Below are 24,109 nucleotides of genomic sequence, written 5' to 3' on the forward strand. Positions count from 1 at the left end.
GACATGTCCGAATCTCAGGCGCTGATGACACCCACTGCGTCTGCGAGGAGCAACCGGGTCGGGGCCGATCGTGCATCGGTCCCGACCCGGGCGCCGCGGCGGCCCGACTGGCGCAAGCGCGGCGAGATCACGCTCCTGGCAGGACCCGCACTGCTGATCTTCGTCGGCTTCGTCATCCTCCCGGTGATGATGGCCGCGTTCTACGGCTTCTTCAAATGGAACGGTTACGGCTGGCCCACCGAGTTCGTGGGGCTCGACAACTACGCACTCATGCTGCAGGACGACACGTTCCGCGCGGCCGTGGGGCACAACTTCACGATCGTCGTCCTCTCGCTCCTGATGCAGGGGCCGATCGCGATCCTGTTCGCTCTGCTTCTGAATCAGAAGATCCGCGGTCGATCGGTGATCCGTGTGCTGATCTTCGCGCCGTACGTCATCGCCGAAGTGGTCGTCGGCACGGGCTGGAGCCTCATGCTGCAGGACGCGGGGGCGTTGAACTCTCTGCTCGAGAAGGTCGGCCTCGGAGCACTGCAGAACTCGTGGATCGCTGATCCGGCGATCGCGATGTGGTCGTTGATGATCATCATCACCTGGAAGTACATCGGCTTCGCCGTGATCCTCATGCTCGCCGGAATGCAGTCGATTCCCGAAGAGCTCTACGAGGCCGCAGCCATCGACGGCGCCGGGTTCTGGAAGTCGCAGTGGAGCATCACGCTCCCGCTGCTCGGACCGACCATCCGCATCTGGGCCTTCCTGTCGATCATCGGCTCGCTGCAGCTGTTCGACCTCGTCAACATCATCTGGGGTCAGTACATCGCGGCAACCGCCGGCACCTCGACGATGGCCACCTACATGTACCAGAACGGGCATCTTGCCGGCAGCTACGGCTACGGCAACGCGGTCGCCGTGATGCTCTTCCTCATCTCACTCGTCGTCGCCCTCGTCTACCAGCGGTTCATTCTCCGCCGTGACACCGAAGGCGCGTTGACGGGGGACGGCAGAAAGGGGCGCCGGCGATGACCGACACTCTGAAGACCTCGGTGGCCATCCAGGCGATCGGAGCCCGAGGGCGCCGACGCGCACCATCAGGCGTGCGCTGGGGGAGCCCAGGCGTCTACCTGCTCGCGGTGATCCTGATCACGATCTGCATCACGCCGATCCTCTACATCATCATCGGCGGGTTCCGCACCAACTCGCAGATCACCAACGACCCGTCGGGGTGGCCCGCACCGTGGGAGATCGGGAACTACACCAACGTCCTCGGCAGCAGCGAGTTCTGGACGGCGATGGTCAACTCGACGATCTCCGCCGCCGGCACCACTCTCGGTGCGGTCATCCTCGGAGTGATGGCCAGCTATGTGATCGCCCGCTACGACTTCGGTGGCAAGGGCATCATGTACTCGTTCTTCGCCGCAGGACTGATGTTCCCGATCACCGTCGCGATCACACCGCTCTACCTGCTGATCCGCAACCTCGGCCTGGTGAACAGCCTCGGGGGCATCATCCTGCCTCAGATCGCGTTCGCCCTGCCGACCACGATCATCATCCTGGTGCCGTTCCTGCGAGCGATCCCGAAAGAACTCGAGGAGGCGGCATCGATCGACGGCGCCTCGCGACTCGGTTTCTTCTGGAGGATGGTGATCCCGCTGAGCCTGCCCGGAGTCATCACCGTCGGCATCCTCGCGTTCATCGGATCATGGAACGGGTACATGCTGCCGCTGTTCATCCTCAATGACTCCAGTCTGTTCACCCTTCCGCTCGGGGTGCAGAACTTCTCATCGCAGTATTCGGTCGACACCGCGAAGGTCCTCGCCTACACCTCGTTGTCGATGCTGCCGGCGCTGATCTTCTTCAGCATGTTCGAGCGTCGAATCGTCGGTGGACTCACCGGCGCGGTCAAGGGCTGAGCAGACATGGAAGAGAGATCCGTGACGGATGCCGGAGCGGGAGTTCCCGCCATGCCCGAGGTGTCAGATCGCGTTCGTGCGCTGCACGCGCAGATGACGCTTGACGAGAAGCTCGCGCAGATCGTCGGATACTGGCTCGACCAGAACGGCGTGGTCGCCCCGATGCAGTCGGAGATGGCGGCAGGTCAGCCGGATGCCGGACACCTGGAGGACGTGACCAGGAACGGGCTGGGCCAGTACACCCGCGTGTACGGTACTCGGCCCGTCGATCCGACCGAGCGCGCCGCGTGGCTCTGGGCAGAGCAGCGGCGGCTCAAGAGGGAGACGCGACTGGGAATTCCTGCGCTCGTGCACGAGGAATGCCTCACCGGGCTGGCGGCATGGAAGGCTGCTGCATTTCCCACCCCGTTGGCCTGGGGGGCGAGCTTCAATCCGGATCTCGTGCACGAGATGGCCGCGTCGATCGGCGAGTCCATGCGCGAGCTGGGCATCCATCAGGGCCTTGCGCCGGTGCTGGATGTCATCCGCGATCCTCGCTGGGGACGGGTGGACGAGTGCATCGCGGAGGACCCATACGTCGTCGGCGTGCTCGGCACCTCGTATGTCACCGGTCTGCAGTCAGCCGGGGTGCACGCCACTCTGAAGCACTTCGTCGGGTACTCGGGGTCCCGGGCCGGGCGCAACCATGCGCCGGTCTCCGCCGGACCGCGAGAGATCGCGGACGTGTTCCTTCCCCCGTTCGAGATGGCGCTGTTCGACGGCGGGGCGCGTTCGGTCATGAACTCGTACGCCGAGATCGATGGCGTGCCGCTCGGATCCAGCGAGGAGTATCTGACGGACCTGCTGCGTGGACGCTGGGGCTTCGACGGCGTGGTCGTCGCCGACTACTTCGCCGTCGCGTTCCTCGAGGTGATGCATGCGATCGCCGCTGACCGCGGCGGTGCTGCTGCTGCCGCGCTGACCGCGGGGATCGATGTCGAGCTGCCGACGGGCGATGCATACCTCGCACCGCTCGCCGAACGGATCCGCGCCGGCGAGTTCGACGAGGTCTACGTCGATCGGGCCGTTCTACGTGCGCTCGCGCAGAAGGAGGAGCTCGGGCTTCTCGAGCCCGGTGCTTTCGAGGACGAGCCGCCGACGCACATCGACCTGGATTCGCCCCGTCATCGCGACATCGCACGGCGTCTCGCTGAACAGTCGGTCGTACTGCTGTCGAACGACGGCATCCTGCCGCTCGCCGAGTCGACCGTCACTCCATCACGGATCGCCGTGATCGGCCCGAACGCGCATCGTGCCGAAGCGCTGATGGGATGCTATTCCTTCGTCAACCACGTGCTCGCGCATCACCCTGAGTTCGAGATCGGGTTCGAGATCCCGACGTTCCTGGAGGCGTTCGAGGCCGAGGCCGGCGAGGGCACGGATGTCGTGTACGCCAAGGGGGCGGATGTCGAGGGCGACGACCGTGCAGGATTCGAGGAGGCCGTCGCAGCGGCGACCGACGCGGACGTCGCGATCGTCGTCGTGGGCGATCAGGCCGGGCTGTTCGGCCGAGGCACCGTCGGCGAGGGCAATGACTCCGAGACACTGGAACTGCCCGGCGTGCAGCGCGAACTCGTCGAGTCGATCGTCGCCACCGGTACGCCGGTCGTGATGATCGCGCTGACCGGCCGTCCGTACGCGATCGGCTGGGCACTGGACGGCGAACACCGACCGGCAGCGGTGCTGCAGACATTCTTCCCCGGTGAAGAGGGGGCTGCGGCGCTCTCCGGAGTTCTCTCCGGGCGGGTCAACCCCTCGGGGAGGCTGCCGGTTTCGCTCCCGCGTGCGGCCGGCGCACAGCCGTACACCTACCTGCATCCGCGGCTCGGTGGGGCATCGGATGTCACGGCCACCGATCCCACGCCCGTGCGTCCGTTCGGCTTCGGGCTCTCGTACTCGCGCGTCGCATACGGCGATCTCGTGGTGGATTCGGAAGTCACGGCCGGCGAGGCTTTCGCCGCAGCCATCGAGGTCACCAACACCGGATCGCGCACGGTGGACGACGTGGTGCAGCTCTACGGTCGTGATGTCGTCGCCTCGGTGACGCGCCCGCTCGCGCAGCTGCTCGCCTTCCAGCGCGTGACGCTCGAGCCGGGGCAGTCCGCGACGGTGACCTTCACGGTGCCCACTCAACGGTTCGCGTTCAGCGATCGGACGATGACGCGTGTGGTGGAACCGGGTGATGTCCAGGTGTGGGTCGGTGCAGATGCGGCAGCGACCGAAGGCGCAGGAAACGCCACTGCGCGCTCGACGCTCACCGTCACCGGCGCGGTGCATGTGCTCACGACCGCCGACCCTCGTCTGGCGACCGCCGAAGTGATGGTGTCCGAAGCATCGGCATCCGATTCGGCGACAGCGGAGATGATCTCGTCGAGCGGAGCCGGCATGCTATGACACCGGCTCGGAGAGGTGTCGCTCACCTGCGATACGGCCGCGCCGCGCTTATCGACCGGCGTCTACCGGATATCGTGTCATGAGCAACTTAATGGAGACGGTGGGGGACACGATGGCGGAGCGGGCATCGAGCGTCGAACGCGTGCGAGCGGCAAATCTCGGCGAGGTGCTGCGGCTCGTGCATCAGCTCGGCCCGCGTTCGCGTGCGGTCATCACAGCGGAGACCGGACTGAACCGCTCCACTGTCGCGGATCTCGTCGCGGAACTCGCATCGCGCGGGCTCGTCGTCGAGCAGGAACCCGATCCCACCCGCCGAGTCGGCAGGCCGTCGCCGATCGTCGCGGCAGGCGACGATGTGATCGCCATCGCCGTGAACCCGGAGGTCGACGCGATCGAGGTCGGCGCTGTCGCCCTGTCAGGACGGGTACGTGAACGGGCTCGTGTCGAATGTGCGGAGGCGCCGAGCATCGAGGAAGTGGTCCGTGTCGTCGAGGGCGTCGTCGAGGGCTGGAGAGCGGGCACGCTGGCGGAGAGCCGGTTCGTCGGGATCGGCGTCGCCGTTCCCGGCCTCGTCCGTGTCGAAGACGGTCTGGTCAGGCTCGCTCCGCATCTGGACTGGCACGACGGCGACCTCCGATCTCCGCTCTCTGAGAGGGTCGGGCTTCCGGCAGCGATAGACAACGATGCATCGCTCGGTGCGCGCGCAGAACGGCTCTTCGGGGCGGCGCGCGAGCACAGGAACGTCGTCTACCTCAACGGCGGTGCCAGCGGTATCGGCGGCGGTCTCATTCTCCAGGGCGCGCTGATCTCCGGCGCAGGCGGATACGCCGGCGAGTGGGGGCAGACCCGTCCGAGCATCCCCGTCGAGGCCGACAGGCGTACCCGGGGCGGGGTCCTCGAAGACGAGGTCAACAGGGCAAGGCTGCTGCAGGTGGCCGGCCTGGGATCGGTTGAAGACCCTGCGCTCGCCGCCGCGCTCACCGACATGGATCGTCCGCAGGTCGCCGAGGAGGTCGTTCGTCAGCGGCGGATCCTGGCCGCGACGCTCGCCAACGCCGTGAACGTGCTCAATCCGTCCATGATCGTGCTCGGCGGATTCCTCGGCATGCTGAGTGAGAGCGACCCGGAGGGCTTCACTGCCGATGTGCGGGCGAACTCGCTTGCGGCACCCGGCGAGCAGGTGGAGATCCGCCCCGCCGCGCTGGGGGCCGATCGCCTCCTGATCGGCGCGGCAGAAGCGGCGTTCGCGCCGCTCCTGAACGACCCCGCCCGTACGCTCGACGCGCTCACGGTGTGATCGGCACGCCGTCCACACGGCGAGGGATGCGCAGCGGATTCTCTTCGCGCAGTGCGGCCGGCAGCACCGCGTCGGGCGCATCCTGAAAGGCGACGGGCCGCTGGAAGCGTCGCACAGCCGTGGCTCCGACGGAAGTGAACTGGGTGTTCGTCGATGGCCAGGGTCCGCCGTGCTGCTGCGCCCAGCTGACAGCGACACCGGTCGGCCACCCGCCGAAGAGCAGACGTCCGGCGAGGGGCTCCAGCCGGTGTACGAGGGCTGCGACATCCTCGCCGGGTGAACTGTGCAGGGTCGCCGTGAGGCTTCCAGGGAGAAGGCTCAGCGCAACGTCAAGTTCCGCCTCATCGCGATAGCGAACGAGGAGCGTGAACGGACCGAACACCTCTTCCAACAGGGAATCGGTGTTGACCCGTAGAGTGGCGACGTCGGTCATAGCGACCATCGATGAGGTGCCGTCGGAATCGCCGCTGGTCGCTGATGACATCATCTCGACCCCGCTGACGCCACGTACGCGCTCACTACCGGTCGTGAACCCGTCAGCGATCCCAGACGTGAGCATGCGCTGCTGCGCGGCGAGGTGGCGGGGCAGTTCCCGTTCCAGTGCTGAATCATGCGGGACGAGCACGACGCCGGGTTTGGTGCAGAACTGGCCGACGCCGAGCTGGAAAGAGGCAGCGAGTCCCGCTGCCAGGTCGGCACCCTGCTCCGCATCGGCCGCTGCGGTCACGACCACCGGATTCAGCGAGCCCAACTCACCGTAGAACGGGATCGGTTCCGGCCGCGCCGCGATACGGTCGATGAGCGCACGGCCGCCCCGCACCGAACCGGTGAACGCGACGGCGCGGATCCCGGCGTGATCCACGAGAGACAGACCCGCGTCGAACCCGGAGACCATGGCGAAAGTCCCTTCGGGTGCGCCGGATTCGCGCAGCGATTCGGTGACGATCTGCGCGGTCACGTCGGACGTCCGAGGGTGCCCGGGGTGCGCCTTCACGACGACGGGGCAGCCCACCGCCAGCGCTGATGCCGTGTCACCGCCGGCGATCGAGAAGGCGAACGGGAAGTTGGATGCCGCGAACACCGCGACCGGGCCGATGGGGCGCAGCACCCGACGCAGGTCGGGGACCGGCGGAGTGGCTGCAGGATTCGGGTGGTCGATCGTCGCCTCGAGGTACGAACCCTCCTCGATGACGTCTGCGAACTGACGCAGTTGCGCTGTGGTGCGGGCGAGTTCGCCGGTGAGGCGCGGTATGCGGAGGGCCGTCTCCTCGTCGGCGATCCGGACGAGTTCGCCCGACCGCGCGTCGAGCGAACCGGCGATCGCCCGCAGCCACATCGCTCGTGTGATGTCCTCCGTACGGGCGAGCAGTGCGGATGCAGCGGCAGCGGAGCGCACTATGTCGTCGACCTCGCGGGGAATGCTCTCGTTCATGGTGATCCTCCTGGTGCGTGCGTGCGTTCGCGCGTGTGTGTGCGTGCGTTCGCGGCGATGTTCAGTGGAACCGGAGTCCGAGTCCGAGTCCCGGTCGGCCCGTGATCCAGCCGTTCGCGATGTCGAGCCCGGTGGGCTCGCTCAACGCTCCGAGTGCGGCGAATCCGGCATCCTCGACATCCTCTATCCAATTCTGCTCCGGTAGTGCGAAGGCCACCTGTGCCGAGAGCTCGGGGAGCAGATGGGGTGCGAGTTCCACGCGTCTCTCCCTGGCGAGCTCGGCGATCCGCAGGAACGGGGTGATCCCGCCCACCCGGATGACGTTGGGCTGGACGACGTCCACGGCGCCCGCGTCCAGGAAATCCCGGAAGCGGTGGACGGTGTGCAGGTTCTCGCCCAGCGCGACCGGCACATCGATGCGTCGGCGCAGCTCGGCATGGCCGGCGAGATCATCAGCGCGCAGCGGCTCTTCCACCCAGCCGAGGCCATGGACGGACAGCGACTGGATCCGTCGGGTCGCGGTGTCCAGATCCCAGCGCTGATTGGCGTCGACGAGCAGACGGCGATCGGGTCCGATCACCGATCGCACCGCCGCGACGCGGTCGAGATCCTCCGCAGGGTCGGGCCGGCCGACCTTGATCTTCACAGCCTCATTTCCTGCACTCACCCAGCGCTCGGTCTGTGCGACCAGCTCATCGAGCGTGTAGTGCAGGTTCACGCCGCTCCCGTACACGGGCAGCCGGCTATGGTTCCGGCCGAGCACTCCTGTCACGCTCGTGCCTGCGACTCGCGCCCGTCTGTCCCAGAGAGCGAGATCGACACCGGCGAGTGCGATCGTCGTCACGCCGCCGCCGCCCGCCTCGTGCAGATGCGCCCACGCGTCACTCCATAGTTCGGGGACCGCCGGCCGACCGCGCAGGAACGGCGCGAGGTCATCGTCGAGCATCGCCTGTACGGCGGTGCCCCCGATCGACGGCGTCCACGAGAAGCCGTGCCCATCGCTGCCGTCGTCGCAGACGACGGTCACTTCGACGACACGGATGTCGGTGACATCCTTGCCCCACGGACGACTCAGCGGAATACGGATGAGTCGGGTTCGGACGTCCGCGATCGCCGGGACTGCATCCGTCATCACGCCACGAGCTCCCTGCCGTCGGCGAGCAGTTGTGCGAGACGTTCGACCTGCGCGCCCGTCGGATCGATGAGCGGTGCGCGCACCGATCCCACAGGCAGCCCGCCCAGTCGGACCCCGGCTTTGATGAGGGACACGGCGAAGCCTGGCACCTCATCGCGCAGCGCGATCAGCGGTGAGTAGAAGCCGTCGAGCAGCCGGTGCTGCGCGTCGACATCGCCCGCGCGCAGCGCGGTGAAGAACGCGACAGCGATCTCGGGTGCCATTGCGAAGACGGCCGATGAGTACATCGGCACGCCGATCGCGGCGTAGGCGGCCTGGGTCATCTCTGCTGTGAGGAGGCCGTTGAAGAACAGGATGTCGCGACCGGATGCCTGTGCCCGGCGGACGAACTGCTGTGCGACGGCGAGATCGCCGACGCCGTCCTTGATGCCGACGACCTGCGGCAGGCGCAGCAGTGCGCCGATCGAATCAGGGTGGAACTGCGCGTTCGCACGGTGATAGACGATGAGCGGCAGTTCGGTGGCGGCGGCGATGCGCTCCACGTAAGTGATGAGGCCCTGTTGGGGAGCGCCGACCAGATAGGGCGGAAGCACGAGAAGGCCCTCAGCACCCTGCTCCTGCGCTTCCTGCGCACACTCGATCGCGTGACCGAGCGGGCCGCCGGCGCCGGCGAGCACAGGAACTCTGCCTTTCGACGCTCTCACAGCGGCGCCCACGACTGCGGCGTTCTCACTGGCGGAGAGCGTGTGGAATTCCCCCGTGCCGCACGCGGCGAACACCGCGCCCGGCGCGTGCTCGACGCGCTCGGCGATGTGCTGCTCGACGAGATCGACGTCGACGCGATCCTTTTCGTCGAAGGCGGTGACCGGGAAGTAGAGCACGCGGTCGGGGATGGTGAGCTCAGGCACGGGAGGACTCCTGCGGATGATCGATCGGGGTGATGGATGTCGCGGCGTCGCGGAGTTCGCTGCGCCAGGTGTGCCGCGCACGCCAGCCGAGCAGCCGCTCCGCGCGCGCCGATGAGAAGACCGCGGCGTCGCTCGGCAGACTCGCCGCCTGCTCGGACGTGCCGGGCACGAGGGCCGCCAGAGCGGGACCTGTGGGTGAATCCAGCAGCGAGTCCGGAGCGCCGACGAAGAACACCTCCCCGTTCGGGATGTCCGATGCGTGCTCGAGCCAGCTGCGCACGAAGTCGCCGGCGTCGCGGGCATCAATGTAGTTGAACAGCGCTACTGCGGAGAGCGTCGGATCGGCGAGACGCTCGGCGACGGTGTGGCCCTGCTGCGTCTGCGCGCCTTCCCATTCCTCAGGAGCTATGACGTAACAGGGGCGGAAGGTGCCGAAGCGCATGGTGTCGCCGTTGCGGCGCACGGCCATCCGGACGATCTGCTCGATCGCCACCTTGGAGACTGCGTAGCCGTTCCAGGGGGCGAGCGGATGCTGCTCGTCCAGCGGCAGATACGACGGACTCCAGCCCGATGGCGAACCGTAGCCGATCACGGTCGGACTGGAAGCGACGAGCAGCGCGCCTGCGCCGGCAGCCACGGTCGCCTCCAGCACGTTCCAAGCCAGGCGCGTGTTGACGTCGAACACCTCTGGGTCTGGCAACGCGCCCGGTACCGCGATGGCCGCGAGATGGACGACGGCGACGGGCGCGAGCTGCGCGAACGCGGATCGCGTGGCGGCTGGATCGAGGAGGTCTACCTCTCGCTGCTCGGCGGGAAGGTCGGGCGCCGTCGCCCTGTCGATGGAGACTACCTCGTATCCGGCGTCCGCCAGTGCGCGTACGACGCTGCGTCCGAGCCGTCCGGCGCCGCCGGTGACGATGACGCGATCGCCGGCCTTCACTGCGCGAAGCCGGCGAGAGCGGCGCCGGCCGGACCGAGATCGAGTTCATCGATGCGCACCGCGCGATCGTCGGCGAGCGAGCGGTTGCCGGCGAGTCCGACCACCATGCTGCGTACCCCGTCGCCCCAGTCCGCCGTGCGCCCGAGCGGATCGGGCTGCGCGCCGACGAAGACGTCGCGCAGCAGCACGGCGTCGCCACCACCGTGTCCGCCGATCCCCTCAGGGATCGGAACTTCACGCGCAGGTTGGAAGTGCCGCTGCACGACGAGACGCTCCGAGACCGGGCGGGTGGCGTCGTCCGCGACGAGATCGGGCCGTGCGCTGGGATCGACCACCGTGCGGCCGTCTTCGTCCACGAGCACTGTTCCGCGTTCGACGACCGTCAGCTCGGCCCGGCCGAGCGTACCGTTGATCGCGACGGTGTAGCCCTCCCACGGGGAGTGCGCGTTGAGCGAGTACGACATGGAGGCGCCTCCGGCGTAGTCCACCACGAGCGACAGGTTGTCCTCGATCGTGATGCCCTCATCGAACACGTCACGATCGCGCAGGTACCCGTCGTGCTGCTCCTGGTCGAGGTAGAGGCCCTTCCAGGTCGCATCCGTGCGCAGATCGAGACTGAACGCGTCCCGGAGGGGAGAATCCGTCGTGCCGCGTTCGGGCCGGGCGGCGAGTCCGCGCTTCGCGGCGTTCTGCGCGCCGTAGAAGCGCAGTCCTCCCGACGCGAACACGCGGGCGGGCACATCGGCCGTCCACCAGTTGACGAGGTCGAAGTGATGGCTCGACTTGTGGATGAGCAGTCCGCCCGACTTCTCCTTGATGCGGTGCCAGCGACGGAAGTAATCGGCTCCATGCGCGGTGTCGAGCACCCATTCGAAGTGGATGCCGGTGACCTCACCGATCTCGCCGGCGGCGATGACGCGCTTGAGCTCTGTGTTGCGCGGCGAGTATCGGTAGTTGAAGGTGATGGTGACATCGCGTCCGGTGCGCTCCACCGCCTCTGCGATGCGTCGCACGCCCTCTTCGTCGGTCGTCAACGGCTTCTCGACGACGACATCCGCTCCGGCATCCAGAGCCGTGACGATGTGGTCGGCGTGCGTGAAGTCAGGGGAGGTGATGATTACCCTGTCGATGCGGTGCGTGCGCACGGCGTCGGCGAGGTCATCGGGCGCGAACCACGCCGGCGAGCCGAGAGCGGGGTGGCGGTCCAATGACCACTGCGCTCGGCCGGGGTTGGTGTCGGACCAGGCGACGAGCTGAGCCACGTCGGCGTGCGTGGATGCGATCGCCTCGAGGTACATCTGGGCGCGGGAGCCTGTTCCGATGAGGGCGTAGCGGCGGCGGGTCATTCGAGGGTTCTTCCGATCACTTGATGCCTGAGGTCGCTGCGCCCTTGATGAGGAAGCGCTGACCGAACAGGAAGACGAGGAACAGGGGCAGGAGCGAGACGACGCTCATCGCGAACATCGAGCCGTAGTCGGAGCTGGATTGCGCGTCGAGGAATCCCTTCAACGCGAGGGATGCCGGGAACAGCTCCGGCAGCCGCACGTAGATGAGCGGTCCGAAGAAGTCGCCCCAGGTCCAGATGAAGGTGAAGATCGCCGTGGTCGCGAGCGACGGGACGATCAGCGGCAACGTGATCTGGAAGTAGCTGCGGAAGTGTCCTGCACCGTCCATGCGGGCCGCTTCGAACAGCTCCTTGGGCAACCCGCGGATGAACTGCACCATCAGGAACACGAAGAACGCCTCGGTGGCCAGGAACTTCGGTGCGACCAGCGGCAGGAAGGTGTTGAGCCAGCCCAGCTCCTTGAAGATCAGGAACTGCGGCACCATGAGCACCTGGAAGGGCAGCATGATCGATCCGAGCATCAGCGTGAACGCGAGGGGTGCGACCGCGGAACTTCAACCGCGCGAACGCGTACGCGGCCATCGAGCAGGACACCAGGTTCCCCACGATCGCGCCGAGCGCGATGATCGACGAGTTCACCAGGAAGACGCCGAACGGTGCTTGGAGGTCATTCCATCCGTTGCTGTAGTTCTCCAGAGTGAGGTCGGTGGTGAAGACGCTCAGGTCGCGGAAGATCTGATCGTTGGGCTTCAGGCTGGACACCACGAGCCAGATGAGCGGGTAGATCATCAGCAGTGAGACGCCGGTGAGCATCACATGCTTGCCGATCGAACGCATCCGCTGAGGGAGGCGGGACCGGGGGCCGACGAACCGGCGCGCCGGCCGGTCGGGGCGATTCGGCCGCAGGAGGGTCTCGGTCTCAGTCGTCATAGAACACCCAATACTTCGAAAGCCAGAAGTTGAACGCGGTGAAGGCGGCGATCACGACGAGCAGGAACCAGGACATCGCGGATGCGTACCCCATGTCGAGTTCGGTGAAGGCCTCCTTGTAGAGCAGAAGCGTGAAGAACATCGTCGAATCGCTCGGCCCGCCGGTCCCTCCCGAGACCACGTAGGCCTGCGTGAACGACTGGAACGCGAAGATGATCTGCAGCACGAGGTTGAAGAAGATGACCGGGGTCAGCAGCGGGAAGGTGATGGCGAAGAACTGACGGATCCGGCCGGCGCCGTCCATCGACGCCGCTTCGTAGTACATCTCCGGGATCTGGCGAAGGCCGGCGAGGAAGATCACCATCGGCGAGCCGAACGTCCAGATGTGCAGCACGATGAGCGTGCCGAGTGCGAAGTCCGGATGCCCGATCCACCCAGGACCGTCGATGCCGAACCACGCGAGGAAGCCGTTGACGATGCCGTCCTTGCCGAAGACCTGACGCCACAGGATCGCGATCGCCACGGATCCGCCGAGGAGCGAGGGCAGATAGAAGATCGAACGGTAGAACGAGAGCCCGCGCATGCCCTTGTCCAGCAGGATCGCCAGGCCGAGTGCCAGGGCGAGCTGCAGAGGGACACCGACGAAGACGTAGATCATCGTGACGCGGACCGAGTTCCAGAACCGGGCGTCGCCGAACATCTCGAAGAAGTTGCTCAGGCCCGACCAGACCGGGGGCTGCAGAAGGTTGTAGTCGGTGAACGACAGGTAGAGGGAGGCGATGATCGGACCGATCGTGAGGCCCAGAAGCCCCACGAGCCAGGGCAGCAGGAATACCAGCGCCGCCTTGTTGTCGGGGTACTTCTCTTTGACGCGCCCACTTCCGGCGCGTCGAGAACGCGCTATGGTGCGAAGTTCGCCGAGACTGCTCACGTGACCTCCTTGTCAGATCTCTCGCTCTCGAGAAGAATCGGATGTTCTCGAGAAAGCGGTTTCACGAATGATCCGATTATTGACGTGTCCGAGGCGATCCGTCAAGCCGACGCCGGTATGGTGGCACTGATCGGGCACCCGCCCGGCCGGGAGGGACGACGATGACCGCGCACCGCGGGAGTGTCACGATCGCCGATGTGGCGCGGAATGCAGGCGTATCGCCCGCGACCGTGTCGAGGGTGATGAACGGGCGCTTCGGCGGCGAGCCGGATGTCGCCGAGCGTGTTCGCGAGGCGGCGCGCGAACTCGCATACGCGCCCAGCCCGCTGGCCCGCAGCCTGGCGCTGGGGCGCACACACGCGATCGCGTTCGTCGTGCCTGACCTCGCGAACCCGGCTTTCCAGTCTGTGCTCGCCGGACTCAGCAAGACAGCCGCGCTTGACGGCTATCGCGTTCTCGTCGCCGACTCGGGGGAGACCCCCTCCGAGGAGGGGCCGTTGTCGGTCGAGATCCGTCGTCGAACGGACGCGATCGTGCTGTGCGCGCCGCGCATGCCGGAGGAAGAGCTCGCCGCGCTCGCCGCGCAACTTCACCCCCTGGTACTCGTCAATCGCAGCGTGCCGGGGATCGCGGCGCCATCGCTGGCGATCGACTATCGTGCGGGGATCGCCGCGCTCGCGCAGCATCTGTACGATCTGGGGCATCGTTCCCTGGCCTATGTGTACGGTCCGGAGCGCAGCGCCTCGAATGCCCACCGTGAGCGCGGACTCGATGATTTCCTCCGAGAGCACCCGGATGTGCGGATAGAGCGCGTCCCCGCCGGTGCCGGTTCGGAGGACGGCAGGGCGGCGGCGCCGGCTGTGCGCGACAGCGGCGTCACTGCGGCGCTCGCATTCAACGATCTCGTCGCCATCGGGCTGATCGGAGGGTTGCGGGCGCTGGGGGTGCGCGTGCCGGACGACCTCTCGGTGACGGGTTTCGACGACATCCCGCTGGCGCAGTACGTCGCGCCGGCGCTGACGACGGCATCGGTGTCGCATTCCGAGCTCGGCGTGCTGGCGTGGCAGCGGATGCGCGCGCTCATGAACGGCGAACAGCCGGGTCACAACGTGGTGTTCCAGCCACGGGTCGAGACGCGCGATTCCACCGGTGCCGCGCCAGCCGTCGACGAAGACTGACCCTGCCGCGCCTCCTCTACAGCGCCGAGATACCGTTTTGTTGTCGTCTCCGCAGAATCCGTTGACAGGTCATACGCGTGATGCTAACTTCACGTGAAAGCGGTTTCTCCGCTGACTGACATCCGTAACTCACTCGGTCGCCACCACGATGGCGGCCACAACCCGAAAGAGGCGCAATGACGCGTAACCTACGCTCCCGCGCGGCCATCGGCTCGATCGCCGTCGCCACAGCGCTCGTACTCACCAGCTGCTCTGGCGGCTCTCAGGCCGGCGGCGGCGAATTCGACCCCGATGAGGAGATCGAACTCGAGATGTCCTGGTGGGGCGACGACGCCCGCGCCACCATGTTCGCCGAGGTCATCGATCTGTTCGAGGCCGAGTATCCCAACATCACGGTCGTGGAGACCCCCGTCGGCGCCCCCGATGACCTGTTCAACCGCCTCGCGACGGACTTCGCCGGCGGTGGGGACACGGCACCGGATGTCTTCGCCCTCGGCGGAGCCAAGCCGCAGGAGTACGGCGAACTCGGTGCTCTGCTCGACCTGTCGACAGTGAGCGAACAGGTGGACTACAGCAACTACCCCGACTTCTCGCTGACCAACGCCCAGGTCGACGACACCCTGTACGGGCTGCCGACCGGCGGCAACGCCACCGCGGCGTTCGTGAACGTCGACATCTTCGAGCAGGCCGGAGTAGAGGTGCCGAGCGAAGGCTGGGACTGGGACGATCTGATCGAGGCCGCCAACGCGATCGGCAGCGCAGGGCTCACCAATGCGGCGGGCCAGCAGATCTACGGCCTCGATCTGCGCATCGGCGACATCATCGGCACGTACTCCGGCCAGGTCAGCGAACTCGGCATGTACGACTGGGAGGGTGCTCTCGATGTCACCGCGGAGGACATCACCGGCTGGTACGAGATCGAGCAGCAGCTCGCCGATGGCGGTGGCCTGCCCGACCCGTCCGTGGTCACGGCAAACTGGCAGCTTCCGCCTGACCAGCAGCCGTTCACGCTCGGCCAGGCCGCCGTCACGTTCGGCTACAGCAACCTCATGGGCGCGTACGCCACGGCGGGCGAGAACGTGCAGATGATGCTGCCGCCCACATCGACGGAGACCTCGGGCGTCGCGCTGCTCCCGTCGGCGTTCTGGGCCATCAACGCGGCGACACCTCACCCCGAGGCTGCTGCACTGCTGGTCGACTGGTTCCTGAACGAGCCGGCTGCGGCGGAGCTCATTCTCGACACACGCGGTGTGCCGTTCAACCCCGACACGCTCGCCGTCGTCGCGCCGCTGCTGAGCGAGCCGGGACAGGTCGCGGCCGACTACGTCGACGTCGTGCTCGAGGAGGGCGTCGTCGCACCTCCGCAGCCCGCAGGCGGTGCGATCATGAATGAATTGTCGCAGCGGATGGAATCCGACGTGCTGTTCGGCAAGGCCACGCCCGAGCAAGCAGGGCAGCAGTGGGTGGACGAGCTCGGAGTGGCTCTGCAGTAAGGCTCCGAAGCGGCACGGGTGCGGACGGCGACACGCGTCGTCGTCCGCACCCGTGCACACGGATGACGAAGGGGAATGATGACCGAGGACTCACGGGCGCGGGCCCTTCGACGGCTGAGAGCCTCAGAGCCGGCCGCGAGCGCGGACATCGCGGGATCGCCGCTCGGCATCGAGCTGGCGGCATCCTCCGTGCGGTTCGTCGCACTCGGCGGTCCGCTGGAGGAGCGCTGGCACACTGCGCTCGCCGAGCTCGACCGCTGCATCCGGCCGCTCGCCGGCAGCGCTCCGGTGCTCAACGAAGGCGGCGTCTACCACGGTTCGTGGCTCGAGAGCACGGGGACGATCAACGTCGAGGTGCTCGGGCGGTTCGCGCCGCAGATCGCCAAGGCCACGTTGCTGCTGTTCGCCGAGCACCAGCGCGATGACGGGATGATCCCGTACAAGGTGACCGCTGACGGCGCCGGCTTCAGCCAGATCCAGATCGTCACGCCGCTCGCCAGGGTCGTGTGGCGTCATTTCGCGTCGACGGGCGATCGTGAGCTGCTGCAGACGATGTACCCGGTGATGGTCCGCTACGACTCATGGCTCGCGCGCTACCGCGACTCCAGGGGGACGGGCGCCGTGGAGGCGTTCTGCACCTTCGACACCGGGCACGACCTCTCTCCCCGGTTCTGGTTCGCCCCTGATCGCGCATTCCGCGCAGACGCCCGCGAGTACGATCCCGCCGCATCGGGTATCCCGTATGCGGCGCCCGACCTCACGGCGAACGTCGCGTGCCAGCGCACCTATCTCGGACTCATCGCAGAGGAGCTGGGCGAGGACGGTCAGGCATGGCGGGACGCCGCACAGGCGTCGCTCGAGGCGCTGCACGAGCAGTGCTTCCACGAGGATGACGGCTTCTACTACGACAGGGACCGCTCGGGTCGGCACGTGCGCATCCAGACCGATGTGCTCGCACGGGTCCTGGCGTGCGAGGTGGGCGACGAGTCGTTCTTCGCCGCCAGCCTGCGCCGCTACCTGATGAACACCGGCAAGTTCCTCGCGCACTACGGCTTCACGACCGTGGCGATGGACGACCCGAGGTTCGACCATGACTCCTCGCGCAATTCCTGGGGCGGCCCGGTGAACTTCCTCGCACAGCTGCGCGCCCCGGACGCCTTCGAACGCCATGGTCACGTCGCCGAGCTCGCTCTGACGTCATCGCCGGTGCTCGCCGCTCTCGCCGTGGCCGATCGCTTTCCCCAGTGCCTCGATCCGTGGTCCGGCGCTGCGGGCTACACCGAGGTGTACTCCCCGTCGATCCTGTGGTTCCTCGACGCGGTGGAACGCCACAGCGGAGTGCTCGTACGACCGGACGGAGAGATCTGGTTCTCCGGTTTGGCGCCGACGAGGCTCGACCACGGCGCGGCTGCCGAAGCGGTGGGATACGCGAGGACCGTGCACGGCGTCGAGTGGGAGCTGGTGGCCGACGACGATCTCGTCGAGGTGTTCCGCGACGGTGCGCCCGCGTTTTCGTTCCCCCGCGGGTGGCGCGTGGTGACCGACGAAGGGGGAGACGTGCGCGCGGTCATCGGGCTCACGGCGCAACCCGTGGCGGGCGAGCTGAGCCTGCCGAGCGGGACGATCGCTCTGAGCGTCGCACCGAACGAGCGCGTCGCTTTCGCCGGGGGAGTCCCATCGGAGCGCGTCGAGGTCGAGTTCGTCGGTCCCGTCTTCGCCTGAGGTACCGGCTCGCGCTCGCGCCGTTCAGCGCTGCAGCCGCAGCCCTTCTGCCGTCTCTTCGAGGGGGAAGAATCGCGCACGCTCGTCCGGTGTGCGGTTCGGCGTGTGCAACGTGAGGAACAGCTGTCCGTCGGGAGCCGCGAAGATCATGCCGTGTCCGCCGTCGGCAGGCCAGATCGCGTCCGCGCTCTGCGTCCACGGTCCGAGGACACCACCCGATGCCGACGTCGCGACGCCCATCGCGTACCCGGAATCGCCGAAGCTCGACCACAGCATCAGGAGGCGCCCGTTGGTCGTGCGATGCATCGACGGGCCGTCCGTGACGAACACCTCATCGAACTCGGGTCTCGGTATCGAGCGCGCCCAAGGGGCGTCGGAGGCACGGAACAGCAGCACCGGTTCGCCGACGGTGATGCGCAGGTCGTCGCTCAGCCTCACGGCGTGGATCTCGCCGTCTCCGACGTCCTTCCACTCGTGGCAGAAGACGAGGTGGGCAGCGCCGTCCTCGACGTACAGCGTGCCGTCCAGGCACTCCCAATCGTGCGGCGTCAGCGGGCCATCCGACCACGGCTCGTACGGGCCCTCGGGCCTCGACGATCGCAGGACCTGCGTACCGCGACGTCGGCCTTCGGCGGTGAACGTCGCGAACATGTAATACGCGCCGCGGTAGGCGTGCACCTCCGGAGCCCAGTACTGCGTATGCGACCAGAAGTCCTCCGCCGGGCGAAACGCCGGCAGCGGCCCGTGCCATTCGTCGAAGTCGGTCGTCCAGTAGGTGTCGAATCCGGTCGCGGCACCGCTCCAGATGTTCGCATCGGTGCTGCCGAACAGCCATGATCGCTCTTCGCCGGGGACGGTGAGGACGAAGGGATCGCGGATCTGGATGTCGTCGAGGCGCATGTGATGCTCCTGGGGTCGCCGGCGATGGCACGCCGGGAGGTGGTCTGTTGTCAGGAGAGGTCGAGGGCTGCGGGGCGGCGGAGCCCCCGGACGTCGACGGTCGGCCACACCGGATCGACGGAGAGGATGTCGACACCGTCCGCGTCGACGATGACCGTGTCCTCGACCTTCGCGTGCGGGGTCCAGGGATTCCACGCGAAGGCCCCGCCTGCGGCGACGAGCGTCGTCGTGGTGGGATCGGCCTTGGGATCCCTGCCGAGGTAGCCGGTGGGGCCACCCTGATGATGCTCGCGCCACGCGGGCCGATCGGCTGTTCCGAGGCCATGAGTGGCGTACGCGGTCGCGATGTCGTCGAGAACCTCGCGCAGCTCGCGTCCTGGTCGCGTCGCGGCGAAGACATCGGCCTCGACCTCGCGGATGGCGATCTCGGCTGCGGTCTCCGCGCCGGTGAATCGTGCCCACCGCGTCAGGCTCATATGCAGGCCGAAGCGCTTCGCGGTGAGGACGACCATGACGCGGTCGCCGATCGCGGCCGATGTCGGCAGCGGATGCTGGATGCCGCAGCGCGCCGCCCCGGCGATGAGGATCACCGACGGCTCCGCGCCCGTGGAGAGGACGGCGTGCGCGAGCTCAGCAGCCACTTCGTACTCGGGCATCCGGGGGTGGCACTGCTGCAGCACGTGCGTCATCGCCGCCGCGGCGTCGCGTCCGAGCACGCGGTACCGCTCGCGCTCGACCGGCAGGAGCGCGGCGCGGGCCTGACGCAGTGCTGCCACGGCATCCGTGTCTCGGAGGCTTTCCGGTGCGATCGTGGTGAGGTCGGTGAACCACGGGACGGCACGGACCTCGGCACCGCCGATCTCCTCCGTGGCGAGTCGCTCCGCCTCGTTCTCGAGCGCCGTGACCACGGCAGCACCGTCGCGGTGGATCACTGCGGAGAACACCGGCGCGCCCCCGAGGGGTACCGCGGTGCGCGCGCCGTCGAAGTACCAGGAGAGGTTCTCCGGGCGGGACAGGGTCATCGAATCGGCCCCGTGCTCGTCGAGGATCCTGACGAGGCGATCGTGCTTCGCCGCACGATCTGCGGTGGGGGTCACCGAACAGGTTCCGGCGTACGTACCTGTGTGGCTCAGCACCGCTACTCCTCTGCATGGAAAGAATCGGACGTCGCCACACTAGTGGAGAAACCGCTTTCACACATCTCGACGCTCAGTCATTCCCTTCTCGCATCGCAGATGGGACAGATCTCGTCGGCGCGTCAGGGGGAGTGGCGTCAGTAGCTCTGCCGCGCGGAGACACCCTCCTCGGGGATCCAGTCGGCTGCGAGCTTCTCGGTGGCACGGGCCAGGATCGACACGTCGGCGGCGACGAGAACGAAGGAAGCGCCGGCGTCGAGGTAGCGGCGCGCGGTCGCCGGTGCGAACGCGTTGACGCCAACCGGCTTCCCGGCTTCGCGCACAGCGGTGATCGTCCGCTCGACGGCGGCGATGACGTCCGGATGCTCCTGTTGGCCGAGCAGTCCCATGGATGCAGCGAGGTCGCTCGGGCCGATGAACACCGCGTCGACTCCTTCGACTGCGGCGATCGCGCCGGCGTTGCGGACCGCAGCTTCCGTCTCCACCTGCACGGTGAGCGAGGTGATCTCGTGTGCACGCTGCAGGTAGTTCTCGATGCGGTTGAATCGTGCAGCACGCGCCAGCGCGCTGCCGACCCCTCTGGTACCGAGCGGCGGATAGCGCGTGGCGGCGACAGCGGCTGCCGCCTCCTCTGCGGAATTCACCATCGGCACGAGCAGATTCTGCGCCCCGAGGTCGAGGAACTGCTTGATCAGCGTCGCGTCCGCCGAAGGCATCCGCACCACCGGGGTGATCGGGTACGGTGCGACGGCCTGCAGCAGCGAGAGGGTGGACTCCAGTCCGATAGGACTGTGCTCGCCGTCGATCAGCGTCCAGTCGAGACCGGAGCCCGCGACGATCTCTGCGGCGATCGGGCTTCCCGAGCAGATCCACGCGCCGACCAATGGTCGTCCCGACGCCGTGAGCCGGTCGCGGAACGACGGCGCGGGGTTCAGAGGAAGCGGCATTCGATGGTTCCCATCTCTCGGTAGTCGCACAGCACGGTGTCGCCACGGTGCACCCACATCGGGCGAGTGAAGGAGCCGGCCAGGATGATCTCCCCGGCCTCGAGCCGTGCGTCGTGCTGGTGGAACTTGTTGGCGAGCCACGCCACCCCGGTGGCGGGGTGGCCGAGCACTCCGGCTGCGACGCCGGTCTCCTCGATCTCGCCGTTGCGGGAGAGGACGCCTGGCACCCAGCGCAAGTCGATCTCGTCGGGGCGCTTGCGCACGTCACCCAGCACCATCGCACCGTATGCGGCGTTGTCGCTGATCGTGTCGACGATCGTGCGGCCCTCTAGTTCGATGTGCGAGTTGAGCACTTCGAGCGCTGGGACGGCGTAGTCGATCGCCGCGAGTGCATCGTCGAGGGTGCAGTCCGGTCCTTCCAGCGGCGCCTTCAGCACGAACGCGAGCTCGACCTCGATGCGCACGTTCGAGAAGTCATCGAACGGGATGTCCGAGCCCGACGCGTACACGGTGTCGTCGAACATCACCCCGTAGTCGGGCTCGGTGATGCCGGTCGCCTGCTGCATGGCTTTCGAGGTCAGTCCGATCTTCCGCCCGACCAGCCTTCGCCCCGCGGCGAGGTTCTTATCCCGCCATATGCCTTGGATGGCATAGGAGTCCTCGATCGTGGCATCCGGAAACCGCGACGTGATCCTCGGGATCACCGTTCTGCTCTGCTCGGCGGTGGCGAGCTCGTCTGCGATCTGCTCGATCGCATCGGGTGACAGCATCCGTCCTCCTAGAGCTGGTGGCCGAGCTTGTATTCGCCCTGTTTGTACTCGGGAATCGCAGACTCGTCTTCTGGACGAGTGTACGAGAATCCGTCGGCGCCGATCGTGACGGCCATCTCGCTGTCGTCGGTGCGGGCGACGACGGGCTGCGGGTTGCCGTCGAGGTCGAGCACGAGCGACGCGTCGGTGTACCAGGAGGGCACGACGGGATTGCCCCACCAGTCGCGGCGCTGGTTGTCGTGCACGTCCCAGGTGATGACCGGGTTGTCCGGGTCGCCCGTGTAGTAGTCCTGCGTATAGATCTCGACACGGTGGCCATCCGGATCGCGCAGGTAGAGGTAGAACGCGTTGGAGACGCCGTGGCGTCCGGGCCCGCGCTCGATGGCATCGGAACGGCGGAGGGCTCCGAGTTTGTCGCAGATGGCGAGGATGTTGTGCTTCTCGTGCGTGGCGAAGCACACGTGATGCATCCGCGGCCCGTCGCCACCCGTCATCGCTGTGTCGTGCACGGTGGGCTTGCGGCGCATCCATGCCGCGTACACCGTGCCGTCCTCGTCCTGGATGTCCTCGGTCACGCGGAAGCCGAGATCCTGCATGAACTTCACGGCGCGGGGCACGTCAGGGGTGACCTGGTTGAAATGATCCAGTCGCACCAGCTCGCCCGGCGTGTGCAGGTCGTAGCGCCACGACATGCGCTCGACGTGATCGGCCTGGAAGAAGAACTCGTACGGGAATCCGAGCGGGTCCTCCACGCGCACCGAGTCACCGATGCCTGTGACGAATCCGTCAGGACGGCGCTCGACACGGCATCCGAGCTCGGTGTAGAACTCGACGGCGCGGTCGAGGTCCTCCGCGCTGCGCACGCGGTAGCTGAAGGCGGCCACGGCAGCGATCGGGCCCTTGCGCAGCACGAGGTTGTGGTGGATGAACTCCTCGGTGGAGCGGAGGTGGATCGCCTCATCGTCTTCGGAGGTGACGTACAGGCCGAGGATGTCGACGTAGAACTGGCGGGATGCTGCGAGGTCCGTGACCACGAGCTCCATGTACGCGCAGCGGAGGATGTCAGGTGGCGTGCTCGTCGGCGTCGCGACGGGGTTGTCGGAGTGGATCGGCGCCTCCTGGCTCACGTAGTAGCCAGAGGAGGTCAGAGTCATGTCTTCACGGTTGGTCATGTCAGCGTCCTTGCTTCTGCGCCCGGTTCGGGGATCAGTTCTTTCCGAAGACGGGGTTGTGGACCTCGCCGAGATTGATGTGCACCGCCTGCTGGTCGGTGTAGAAGTCGATCGAGCGGTAGCCGCCCTCGTGACCGAGACCCGAGGCCTTCACGCCGCCGAACGGGGTGCGGAGATCGCGCACGTTGTTGCTGTTCAGCCACACCATGCCCGCTTCGAGATCGCCGGCGAAGTTGTGGGCGCGCTTGAGATCGTTCGTCCAGATGTACGCCGCGAGACCGTACTTCGTGTTGTTCGCCAGAGCGAGCGCCTCGGCATCGTTCGTGAACGGGGTGATCGCGACCACGGGGCCGAAGATCTCCACTTGGAAGATCCGTGCGTCGGGGTAGACATCGGCGAACACGGTCGGTGAGACGTAGTTTCCGGTCTCGAAACCTTCAGGGCGTCCACCGCCGGCGACGAGGCGCCCCTCGGTCTTGCCGATCTCGACGTAGCTCATGACCTTCTCGTAGTGCTCGGGGTGCACGAGAGCGCCAACTTCGGTGGCAGGGTCGTTCGGCAGTCCGACCTTCACGCGCTTCGCCTGAGCTGCGTACTTCTCGACGAACTCGTCGTAGATCGACTGCTCGACGAGGATGCGGCTGCCGGCAGTGCAGCGCTCGCCGTTGAGGGAGAACACCCCGAAGATCGTGGCGTTGACCGCTGCATCCAGATCGGCGTCGGCGAAGACGACGGCCGGCGACTTTCCACCGAGCTCCATCGAGAGGCCCTTGAGGTACGGCGCGGCATTGGCGAAGATCAGCTGCCCCGTCGAGCTCTCGCCGGTGAAGGAGATGAGTGGCACGTCAGGATGCTTCACGAGCGCGTCGCCGGCATCCTCACCGAGGCCGTTCACGAGGTTGAAGACGCCCTTCGGCAGCCCCGCCTCCTCGAAGATCCCGGCCCACAGCGACGCCGACAGCGGGGTGAACTCCGCGGGCTTCAGCACGACGGTGTTACCCGTCGCGAGTGCGGGGCCGAGCTTCCACGACTCGAGCATGAACGGCGTGTTCCATGGCGTGATGAGGCCCGCGACGCCTATCGGCTTGCGGTTGACGTAATTGATCTGGCGGCCCGGAACCTTGAACGTGTCATCGGCCTGCGCGACGATCAGGTCGGCGAAGAAGCGGAAGTTCTCGGCCGCGCGACGAGCCTGGCCAAGAGCCTGCGTGATCGGCAAGCCGGAGTCGTAGCTCTCCAGCTCGGCGAGGCGATGATCGCGTGATTCGACGATGTCTGCGATCCTGTGCAGTACGCGTGAGCGCTCGCGGGGGAGCATCTTCGGCCACGGACCCTCGTCGAATGCGCGCTTGGCGGAGGCGACCGCAAGGTCTATGTCGGCCTTCTTGCCGGCGGATGCCGTGGTGTAGTTCTCGTTGGTCACCGGATCGAGCACGTCGAACGTGTCGCCGTCGACGGAGTCGACGAACGCGCCGTCGATGTAGTGCTGGATGTGATCGGGAAGATCGGCGGGGATGCGTGAATCAGTCATGG

The 24,109-nt window shown here is 67.0% G+C and carries 19 protein-coding genes and 1 pseudogene; 7 read left to right on the plus strand and 13 right to left on the minus strand.

Annotation, left to right across the window (positions count from 1 at the left end):
- The first annotated feature begins 3 nt into the window (after nucleotides 1–3).
- From QFZ46_RS14630 to QFZ46_RS14645, 4 genes are all read left to right on the plus strand, one after another.
- Nucleotides 4–1,020 carry a carbohydrate ABC transporter permease gene (locus QFZ46_RS14630; protein ID WP_307362826.1) on the plus strand — a complete coding sequence of 339 codons (1,017 nt, stop codon included), beginning with the start codon at nucleotides 4–6 and terminating at the stop codon, nucleotides 1,018–1,020.
- The gene (locus QFZ46_RS14635) at nucleotides 1,017–1,907 is read left to right on the plus strand and encodes a carbohydrate ABC transporter permease (RefSeq protein WP_307362829.1); all 891 of its coding nucleotides are present in this window, start codon (nucleotides 1,017–1,019) and stop codon (nucleotides 1,905–1,907) included. The genes QFZ46_RS14630 and QFZ46_RS14635 overlap by 4 nt, the downstream gene beginning before the upstream one ends.
- 6 nt (nucleotides 1,908–1,913) lie before the next feature.
- Nucleotides 1,914–4,340, plus strand: a complete 2,427-nt coding sequence (locus QFZ46_RS14640; protein WP_307362834.1) for a beta-xylosidase/alpha-l-arabinosidase — start codon at nucleotides 1,914–1,916, stop codon at nucleotides 4,338–4,340.
- Between the two features lie 79 nt (nucleotides 4,341–4,419).
- Nucleotides 4,420–5,637, plus strand: coding sequence for an ROK family transcriptional regulator (locus QFZ46_RS14645; RefSeq protein ID WP_307362837.1), 1,218 nt, complete (start codon nucleotides 4,420–4,422; stop codon nucleotides 5,635–5,637).
- On the opposite strand, the gene QFZ46_RS14650 is transcribed toward QFZ46_RS14645, so the two are convergent.
- From QFZ46_RS14650 to QFZ46_RS14680, 7 genes and pseudogenes are all read right to left on the minus strand, one after another.
- The gene (locus QFZ46_RS14650) at nucleotides 5,627–7,069 is read right to left on the minus strand and encodes an aldehyde dehydrogenase (NADP(+)) (protein WP_307362840.1); all 1,443 of its coding nucleotides are present in this window, start codon (nucleotides 7,067–7,069) and stop codon (nucleotides 5,627–5,629) included. The two genes, QFZ46_RS14645 and QFZ46_RS14650, sit on opposite strands and share 11 nt — an antisense overlap.
- Before the next feature lie 61 nt (nucleotides 7,070–7,130).
- The gene (locus QFZ46_RS14655) at nucleotides 7,131–8,201 is read right to left on the minus strand and encodes a mandelate racemase/muconate lactonizing enzyme family protein (RefSeq protein WP_307362842.1); all 1,071 of its coding nucleotides are present in this window, start codon (nucleotides 8,199–8,201) and stop codon (nucleotides 7,131–7,133) included.
- Nucleotides 8,201–9,112, minus strand: coding sequence for a 5-dehydro-4-deoxyglucarate dehydratase (locus tag QFZ46_RS14660; protein WP_307362844.1), 912 nt, complete (start codon nucleotides 9,110–9,112; stop codon nucleotides 8,201–8,203). Before QFZ46_RS14660 ends, QFZ46_RS14655 begins: the two co-directional genes overlap by 1 nt.
- Nucleotides 9,105–10,052: an NAD-dependent epimerase/dehydratase family protein gene (locus QFZ46_RS14665; protein WP_307362847.1), complete on the minus strand. Its 948-nt coding sequence runs from the start codon at nucleotides 10,050–10,052 to the stop codon at nucleotides 9,105–9,107. Before QFZ46_RS14665 ends, QFZ46_RS14660 begins: the two co-directional genes overlap by 8 nt.
- The gene (locus tag QFZ46_RS14670) at nucleotides 10,049–11,398 is read right to left on the minus strand and encodes a Gfo/Idh/MocA family protein (RefSeq protein ID WP_307362850.1); all 1,350 of its coding nucleotides are present in this window, start codon (nucleotides 11,396–11,398) and stop codon (nucleotides 10,049–10,051) included. The genes QFZ46_RS14665 and QFZ46_RS14670 overlap by 4 nt, the downstream gene beginning before the upstream one ends.
- A 16-nt stretch (nucleotides 11,399–11,414) precedes the next feature.
- Nucleotides 11,415–12,327, minus strand: a pseudogene (locus tag QFZ46_RS14675) (carbohydrate ABC transporter permease).
- Nucleotides 12,317–13,258, minus strand: a complete 942-nt coding sequence (locus tag QFZ46_RS14680; protein WP_307362852.1) for a carbohydrate ABC transporter permease — start codon at nucleotides 13,256–13,258, stop codon at nucleotides 12,317–12,319. Before QFZ46_RS14680 ends, QFZ46_RS14675 begins: the two are co-directional and overlap by 11 nt.
- A gap of 161 nt (nucleotides 13,259–13,419) precedes the next feature.
- Between QFZ46_RS14680 and QFZ46_RS14685 the strand changes: the two genes are divergently transcribed.
- The 3 genes from QFZ46_RS14685 (at nucleotide 13,420) to QFZ46_RS14695 (ending at nucleotide 17,651) form a co-directional block, all read left to right on the plus strand.
- Complete coding sequence (locus QFZ46_RS14685; protein WP_307362855.1) at nucleotides 13,420–14,436, plus strand: LacI family DNA-binding transcriptional regulator; 1,017 nt, start codon at nucleotides 13,420–13,422, stop codon at nucleotides 14,434–14,436.
- A gap of 176 nt (nucleotides 14,437–14,612) precedes the next feature.
- Nucleotides 14,613–15,929 (plus strand): ABC transporter substrate-binding protein, encoded by a 1,317-nt coding sequence (locus QFZ46_RS14690; RefSeq protein ID WP_307362858.1) that lies wholly within the window; start codon nucleotides 14,613–14,615, stop codon nucleotides 15,927–15,929.
- Nucleotides 15,930–16,007: 78 nt separating this feature from the next.
- Nucleotides 16,008–17,651, plus strand: coding sequence for an MGH1-like glycoside hydrolase domain-containing protein (locus QFZ46_RS14695; RefSeq protein ID WP_307362860.1), 1,644 nt, complete (start codon nucleotides 16,008–16,010; stop codon nucleotides 17,649–17,651).
- A 24-nt stretch (nucleotides 17,652–17,675) separates the two neighbouring features.
- On the opposite strand, the gene QFZ46_RS14700 is transcribed toward QFZ46_RS14695, so the two are convergent.
- The 6 genes from QFZ46_RS14700 to hpaE all read right to left on the minus strand — a co-directional run bounded on the left by QFZ46_RS14700 (nucleotide 17,676) and on the right by hpaE (nucleotide 24,107).
- Nucleotides 17,676–18,551, minus strand: a complete 876-nt coding sequence (locus QFZ46_RS14700; protein ID WP_307362863.1) for a glycoside hydrolase family 43 protein — start codon at nucleotides 18,549–18,551, stop codon at nucleotides 17,676–17,678.
- Between the two features lie 50 nt (nucleotides 18,552–18,601).
- Nucleotides 18,602–19,687 (minus strand): M24 family metallopeptidase, encoded by a 1,086-nt coding sequence (locus QFZ46_RS14705; protein ID WP_307362865.1) that lies wholly within the window; start codon nucleotides 19,685–19,687, stop codon nucleotides 18,602–18,604.
- 137 nt (nucleotides 19,688–19,824) lie between these two features.
- Entirely contained in the window at nucleotides 19,825–20,634 is an 810-nt protein-coding gene (locus QFZ46_RS14710; RefSeq protein ID WP_307362868.1) for an HpcH/HpaI aldolase family protein, read from the minus strand.
- The gene (locus tag QFZ46_RS14715; protein ID WP_307362871.1) at nucleotides 20,619–21,404 is read right to left on the minus strand and encodes a 2-keto-4-pentenoate hydratase; all 786 of its coding nucleotides are present in this window, start codon (nucleotides 21,402–21,404) and stop codon (nucleotides 20,619–20,621) included. The genes QFZ46_RS14710 and QFZ46_RS14715 overlap by 16 nt, the downstream gene beginning before the upstream one ends.
- Nucleotides 21,405–21,412: 8 nt before the next feature.
- Nucleotides 21,413–22,576, minus strand: coding sequence for a 3,4-dihydroxyphenylacetate 2,3-dioxygenase (hpaD, locus tag QFZ46_RS14720; protein ID WP_307362873.1), 1,164 nt, complete (start codon nucleotides 22,574–22,576; stop codon nucleotides 21,413–21,415).
- Between the two features lie 34 nt (nucleotides 22,577–22,610).
- Entirely contained in the window at nucleotides 22,611–24,107 is a 1,497-nt protein-coding gene (gene hpaE, locus QFZ46_RS14725) for a 5-carboxymethyl-2-hydroxymuconate semialdehyde dehydrogenase (protein WP_307362875.1), read from the minus strand.
- Nucleotides 24,108–24,109: the final 2 nt, after the last annotated feature.

The sequence above is a fragment of the Microbacterium murale genome, from assembly GCF_030815955.1.
Lineage (GTDB): Bacteria > Actinomycetota > Actinomycetes > Actinomycetales > Microbacteriaceae > Microbacterium > Microbacterium murale_A.

Coding starts and splice junctions, on each gene's coding strand:
- QFZ46_RS14630 (WP_307362826.1), top strand. CDS start 4: ATGTCCGAATCTCAGGCGCTGATGACACCCACTGCGTCTGCGAGGAGC.
- QFZ46_RS14635 (WP_307362829.1), top strand. CDS start 1,017: ATGACCGACACTCTGAAGACCTCGGTGGCCATCCAGGCGATCGGAGCC.
- QFZ46_RS14640 (WP_307362834.1), top strand. CDS start 1,914: ATGGAAGAGAGATCCGTGACGGATGCCGGAGCGGGAGTTCCCGCCATG.
- QFZ46_RS14645 (WP_307362837.1), top strand. CDS start 4,420: ATGAGCAACTTAATGGAGACGGTGGGGGACACGATGGCGGAGCGGGCA.
- QFZ46_RS14650 (WP_307362840.1), bottom strand. CDS start 7,069: ATGAACGAGAGCATTCCCCGCGAGGTCGACGACATAGTGCGCTCCGCT.
- QFZ46_RS14655 (WP_307362842.1), bottom strand. CDS start 8,201: ATGACGGATGCAGTCCCGGCGATCGCGGACGTCCGAACCCGACTCATC.
- QFZ46_RS14670 (WP_307362850.1), bottom strand. CDS start 11,398: ATGACCCGCCGCCGCTACGCCCTCATCGGAACAGGCTCCCGCGCCCAG.
- QFZ46_RS14685 (WP_307362855.1), top strand. CDS start 13,420: ATGACCGCGCACCGCGGGAGTGTCACGATCGCCGATGTGGCGCGGAAT.
- QFZ46_RS14690 (WP_307362858.1), top strand. CDS start 14,613: ATGACGCGTAACCTACGCTCCCGCGCGGCCATCGGCTCGATCGCCGTC.
- QFZ46_RS14695 (WP_307362860.1), top strand. CDS start 16,008: ATGACCGAGGACTCACGGGCGCGGGCCCTTCGACGGCTGAGAGCCTCA.
- QFZ46_RS14700 (WP_307362863.1), bottom strand. CDS start 18,551: ATGCGCCTCGACGACATCCAGATCCGCGATCCCTTCGTCCTCACCGTC.
- QFZ46_RS14710 (WP_307362868.1), bottom strand. CDS start 20,634: ATGCCGCTTCCTCTGAACCCCGCGCCGTCGTTCCGCGACCGGCTCACG.
- QFZ46_RS14715 (WP_307362871.1), bottom strand. CDS start 21,404: ATGCTGTCACCCGATGCGATCGAGCAGATCGCAGACGAGCTCGCCACC.
- hpaD (WP_307362873.1), bottom strand. CDS start 22,576: ATGACCAACCGTGAAGACATGACTCTGACCTCCTCTGGCTACTACGTG.
- hpaE (WP_307362875.1), bottom strand. CDS start 24,107: ATGACTGATTCACGCATCCCCGCCGATCTTCCCGATCACATCCAGCAC.